Source organism: Coleofasciculus sp. F4-SAH-05 (genome assembly GCF_040222985.1).
Lineage (GTDB): Bacteria > Cyanobacteriota > Cyanobacteriia > Cyanobacteriales > Coleofasciculaceae > Coleofasciculus > Coleofasciculus chthonoplastes.
The window spans coordinates 1-5,342 of the sequence record NZ_JAVKBY010000211.1; the positions used below are offsets into that span (position 1 = coordinate 1).

Annotated in this window: 6 protein-coding genes; 5 read left to right on the forward strand and 1 reads right to left on the reverse strand. The window is 44.2% G+C overall.

Annotation, left to right across the window (positions count from 1 at the left end; translation table 11 throughout):
• Nucleotides 1–436 precede the first annotated feature (436 nt).
• The 5 genes from RIG27_RS25395 to RIG27_RS25415 all read left to right on the forward strand — a co-directional run bounded on the left by RIG27_RS25395 (nt 437) and on the right by RIG27_RS25415 (nt 4,836).
• Nucleotides 437–871: a hypothetical protein gene (locus RIG27_RS25395; RefSeq protein ID WP_446349832.1), complete on the forward strand. Its 435-nt coding sequence runs from the start codon at nt 437–439 to the stop codon at nt 869–871.
• Nucleotides 872–1,029: 158 nt separating this feature from the next.
• Nucleotides 1,030–1,353: a hypothetical protein gene (locus RIG27_RS25400; protein WP_446349834.1), complete on the forward strand. Its 324-nt coding sequence runs from the start codon at nt 1,030–1,032 to the stop codon at nt 1,351–1,353.
• Between the two features lie 5 nt (nt 1,354–1,358).
• A complete protein-coding gene (locus RIG27_RS25405; RefSeq protein ID WP_446349836.1) occupies nt 1,359–2,555 on the forward strand; it encodes a hypothetical protein in 1,197 nt (398 codons plus the stop codon).
• Nucleotides 2,556–2,673: 118 nt separating this feature from the next.
• Nucleotides 2,674–2,943, forward strand: a complete 270-nt coding sequence (locus RIG27_RS25410) for a hypothetical protein (RefSeq protein WP_446349837.1) — start codon at nt 2,674–2,676, stop codon at nt 2,941–2,943.
• A gap of 699 nt (nt 2,944–3,642) precedes the next feature.
• The gene (locus tag RIG27_RS25415; RefSeq protein WP_446349839.1) at nt 3,643–4,836 is read left to right on the forward strand and encodes a protein kinase family protein; all 1,194 of its coding nucleotides are present in this window, start codon (nt 3,643–3,645) and stop codon (nt 4,834–4,836) included.
• A gap of 141 nt (nt 4,837–4,977) precedes the next feature.
• Here the strand turns inward: RIG27_RS25415 and RIG27_RS25420 are convergent, their stop codons facing one another.
• Nucleotides 4,978–5,163, reverse strand: coding sequence for a hypothetical protein (locus tag RIG27_RS25420; protein ID WP_446349841.1), 186 nt, complete (start codon nt 5,161–5,163; stop codon nt 4,978–4,980).
• Nucleotides 5,164–5,342 lie beyond the last annotated feature (179 nt).

Consider the following 5,342-nt stretch of genomic DNA (forward strand, 5'->3'; position numbering starts at 1 on the left):
TTGCACGCCTGGGAGGATGGTCGGGTTATCGTTCCCAACGTCCTCCAGGAATGCCCACTCTCGTCAAGGGTTTGCGGAAGTTTGAGTCGCTTTTCCTGGGGTGGAAACTTGCTCAGACTCCACTTGTGTGTACACCGTAGCGTTTGTGTACTGGGCGATAAGCTTTGATAGATCAGCTCGACTGAAAAATTCAGATTGACCAAATCCATTGCATTTAGGCATAAAATTAGTTTAATCCTTCGCTTCACCTTTTAGTAGAGGGAGAACTGAAAGGTGCATTAGTCCTGCACCTTTCAATTTAAGAATCACCTGGAACTCTCTCATAGCAACGTTTCTGACGATTTTTCTATGATACACCTTTTATCTAAAAGGTGGATTTCATTTTGGTAATGGCAGAGGCGAGAATCTTCTTGTCCACAAACGAAGATTCTCTAACATGGCAGAACCGACACTCGGTCAAGTAGCCGGAACAAATTCTACGCAAAACTTAACAACTTGGACAATAGACAAGTCTGACTTGAATTCGGTTGGCTTAACGGCAACCGAGACAAACACTGGGGAGTCATTATTCGTCAGCTTCTTTCTCAAAGCAAAGGAGTATTTGACTCCAGAGAATCAGGTGAATAACCCTGATATTCAAGTAACCATCGTTGACGGCGGTCAATCGCTCATAACCCGAAATGGCACAACCTATAGGCAGACCGCATACTTCGTTTACTACAGTCACATATCATTTGCCTATTCTGCGAGTCTCCATCAGCCCCTGAGAAATGGCGCTATGCTGGAATATTGCGCCAAGCTTTCCAGGTTGGCATTGCAGGTGGCTCCGTTCCCCAGGCGCAAATGGAGCATGAGCGACGCCTCTGGTTAAATCGATTCAATCTCGTGATGTTCCCAGAGATTGAGCGAGATTATTCGATCTCAATCCACCCCCCTTACTGGCTCGATGACATCCAACTAATTGTTTATGAATACACCGGGTCCGATCTATGGAGCGATGATACTAGGCTGATCCAGGCAAACGAAAAATTGGATCTATTGATAGACGAGCAAGACCCAAACGACACAACTTTAGTCCCGGTTTGGGTTAGTGAGTGGACTGTAACTCAATCCGGATTAGAAAAAAGTGGGAAGTTTGCCGAACTTAGGGGAATCGTCAGTAAAGACAACGCCACTCCTGATGAAGTTATTGGGCAATTACCCGATGGTGTTTTCCCGATAAGAGAGGAAATCTATCAATCCCTTGATGGGGATAATTTTGCTACTTTCCGTATCGATACTTTGGGGAGAATCCATTTTGTCAATGGAGTTCTACCAATGCCAATCAACAAAATATTTAGGATAGAGGCATAAAAACCATGGCGGAACCGACAACTAGAACACTTTTCTCGCAAGACCTAGAAGGGGGGCTGTTTTTGGACAAAAAATATGAACCCATTGCCGTTGACACTGCGGCAAGAACGGCAACATGGCAAGGTAATAATAAGCGAGAGCTACGCGGCTACATAAAAGCCTTTGACGTAGTAGAGGAAGCTGAAACACTAAAAGTCCTTCCATTGTCTTTGACAATTTCTGATTTTGCGGCAACAACAGGGGAACTGATTATTGATAATCGGGGGTCCCAAACAAAATTCACAATAGCTCCAACGAATTTCCCAATTCAAGGAAGCGTCAGAATAGAACCCGACAGCCTGACCAAACTAAACTTTGATTACTTTGACAATCAGTGGGTTTGGCAGTCAAGCCAAGACAATAGTACAAATTCTATTGTAGAAAACACCTCGCTAGACGTTTATATTGACCTACTAGGCGTTGACGATGAAGACTTTAATACCCCGTTCAAGACTTTTGCCTGGGTCTTTAGTTTGCTGCGAAAATACGCAAACCACTCGAACTGGTCTGAATTAAACCTTGTAGATGGGAATGCTGGAGTCATCAAAATCTACGTTAATCCTGGTAGGCATGAAACAACTATTCACGCCAAAAGACTACCAGATATTGGAATAGAGATAATCGGAGTCAACGACGCGAATGGAAACAAACCGATTATTGACAGTAGCAATATAACCAGCCAGTTCAATCGGTGTCTGTTTAATGAAACCAGTTCAATTGCCTACAAGAATCTTCACTTTTATAGTTCTTTAGGAAGTGTTCCAATAGTCTGTGTCAATTCTAATCGAGTGTCTTTTGAGGACATATTGATAGAAAGTGATGCAGGCAAAATGTTCTTTATGCAAAGTTCAAACGTAAGAATAATAGGCACAATTGAAGCAAAACGAATTACAGCCGATTTAAATTTTCAGTCATTTTGTAGTGCGAACAATTCCAGTGTAAATTTTTCAAATGTAGGAGGTACTTTAACAGGCAACTACAATGCAGAACTTACCATAACTTTTCCTGTTGGGGCTGTCTTTGAAGAACCATTCTTCAGTGTTGAGTATTTCTCTGTGGTAAAGGTATCGGACAACTTAGTACTGACAAACGAGCCAGTTATTAACGTTGATAGTGTGGTCGAAAAATCAAGTTATTTAACCATACCATCTACATTAAGGTAGAGAGGCTCGACTACAAGACAGCAAACGACAAGTCCGTCAACTGTTGAACCAAGATAACAGGAGGTGTCAAGATTAAAATTGTTTTACTTTTGCACCTCTATACTAAATCGAGGGTTTTATGTCTGTTACTGAGATAGTCGCCATTTGTGGCATCGCGGGTGCATTCTTCCAAGGTTTCTGGATGATTTTAGACCGTTTGTCAAAAAACATCAAGCAACAAGTTGAAGTGGAAAAGCGATTAGGGCATTTTCACTGCGCCATTTTAGATAAACTGGAAAATCAAGACAAAAAAATAGCCAGACTGGAAAATGAGGTCAGGGCTTACCGAATTTCAAACTCTAACGCTGATTGGCTGGGACTTCCACCAGAGTTAAGAGAGGAGGATTAGAAAACAGTGGGACGGAATGAAATATATACCTTATTTGCTCAAATAAGCGCATTTATCTTTTGGTATAACCAGTACAATTGTTATAACTTAGACGACTTGGCTGATCGTTTAGAATCTCTGGCTGTTCGTGCCAGACAGTGCGCTAACAACAATGGAACAGAAACCGCTGAATGTTGCAAAAACCAGGAAGATTAAGGGTAAATCCTTTCAGAAAGAAGCGATTCATTCCTGATTTCTTGGGGATTCGGCGGTTAGCGTTTATCAGTTGGGGTTCGGGTATTGCCATCAACGCTTGGCTTGAGTCCCACGGTTGCAAGTCAAGATCGATTAGAGCGGAACCTTCACCCTACTTGATCAAAACATTACCTCTGGGGATTCACTGTAGCGTTGGTTATTGGAGAAGTCAGGAAAAATGTACCATTGCCCCTCTGCTCCGATAACGACGCGATACAATACCAGGTAAGCATCTAGACACCGTACATCTTATTCGGTGTCTATAACAAAGATTGGTGTCAATACTGCTTGGATAAGACTGATCCCCCCCTAGTGCAGCGCGGCAAAAATACAAGAGCCGCTTCGTAGATACGATGAAGCAGGGGGAGCAGAGGGAGCTGGGGAAGCTGGGGGAGATATTAGCTGTTCAGTTATTTCTGCTTTCTTGCACTAGTTCCCGGAGAATTTTGACGTTTGACTTACCTCATGAGTAATTTTCCAGACTTATCCAGCCACGGTTTCAGGGTTGTTCGAGAATTAGGTCATAATCGTGCCGGTGGGAGAGTCACCTACCTAGCGGTGCCAATTCCGCCCCTGACGTCAAAGGGAACGCTGAAAGAACCTGTTGTGATTAAACAGTTTCAGTTTGCCCAACGTGAGGCACATTGGTCAGATTATGACGCCATCGAACGGGAAATTCAAGTGCTACGCGGCTTGAATCATCCAGGAATTCCCCATTATTTGGATTCGTTTCAAACTGAAACGGGGTTTTGTTTAGTCCAGGATTATAAAAAAGCCGCGTCTTTAGCGGTACGGCGTAGTTTTGATCCCGCTGAGATTAAGCAAATTGCTGTTTCATTACTCAATATTCTCATTTATTTACAAAATCGCATTCCGCCGATTAGTCATCGGGATATTAAACCGGAAAATATCCTAGTTGATGATGAGTTGAATGTCTACCTGGTTGATTTTGGCTTGGCGCATATCGGCGGGGAAACCCAAAGCTTAACCCTAAAACTGAAGACAGCACCTGTGCCGATTCCAGCGAAGAAATTACCCTATTTTTCGGTAGGATTATTGATTTTCTTTGCCGCCGCCGCCACCTGGGTGGAAACAATGGCATGGGATGGTATTGTGAGTCATAGTGGCACAGTCGGTGTGGCGATCGCAGTTTTCATTTCGGTGTTAGTGGCGGGATTGGGACTCGTGGCGGCGATTACGTCTGGGTGGATTAGTCAGGGGATGGCAAAGGTGCGATCGCGCTTTGGGGTCAAGGTGAAAGCCCTAGATACCGTAGCGGCTGTTTTTTTTGCGGGCGTCGCGGCGATACTTGTGGCACGATTTGGCGCTCAATTCCGAGCGACGGATATGGCAATTGCGGCATTTGCGGCGGTGGATGCGGTAGTATTTATGGCGGCGTTTGAAGGAGAAGGTGTTGCCCAAAGTTGTGTACAACGGGGGTTTAGTCAAGGGTTGGCGTTTGGGGTTTCTGTCTTATCCGCCGCCTTGGGAATTAGTTTAGGAATGGCTTTAAAGTTAGGGGTAGTTAATGGTATGGTTTTGGGAGCAATTTTAGGCACAGGTTTTTCTTTAGCCACGTTAATTTTATATCCGCCATTAGATCGGGCAAAACGGATTGCCCGTTATCGCAAATTTGAGCGGAATTTAATTAAACCGTAATCAGAAGGCTGTTGAATCAGGGCGGGTTTTGTTGTTTATTTATGGGATTGAGCGTTTTCAATCAGCATTGAAGTCACATAACTCGTAGGGTGGGCATTGCCCACCTGGTATATTGGTAAAATAATGGAATAAACTTGACAATTAAACTGGGCGCACGTCGGTCACCCGTGTCAACTTAAGCGCCAAAACACGACTGGCAAGCTTTTCACCCTCATCCCCTAACCCCTTCTCCCATCGAGGGAGAAGGGGAATAAAGAAGCTTCTGGCATCACATCGAGAAATACCTTCCTTCTTGCTCCCCTCTCCCGTGCCAAAAAAGCGAAGCATCCTCTGTCATCCCCCGTGCCAAAAAAGTGAAACATCCTCTCTCCTCCCCCATGCAACAAAAGTGAAACATCCTCTCTCCTCCCCCCTCTTGTAGGCTATCCCTTACTCGCATCTTTCTTAACAATCCTGAAAGCCTTGTTTCACAAGGCTTTCAAGTTCGGTTCATTCCACTATGCTTG

What these genes read in the sequence shown, in the direction of transcription:
- RIG27_RS25395 (WP_446349832.1), top strand. Translation starts at nt 437, where the DNA reads ATGGCAGAACCGACACTCGGTCAAGTAGCCGGAACAAATTCTACGCAA.
- RIG27_RS25405 (WP_446349836.1), top strand. Translation starts at nt 1,359, where the DNA reads ATGGCGGAACCGACAACTAGAACACTTTTCTCGCAAGACCTAGAAGGG.
- RIG27_RS25410 (WP_446349837.1), top strand. Translation starts at nt 2,674, where the DNA reads ATGTCTGTTACTGAGATAGTCGCCATTTGTGGCATCGCGGGTGCATTC.
- RIG27_RS25415 (WP_446349839.1), top strand. Translation starts at nt 3,643, where the DNA reads ATGAGTAATTTTCCAGACTTATCCAGCCACGGTTTCAGGGTTGTTCGA.
- RIG27_RS25420 (WP_446349841.1), bottom strand. Translation starts at nt 5,163, where the DNA reads ATGCTTCGCTTTTTTGGCACGGGAGAGGGGAGCAAGAAGGAAGGTATT.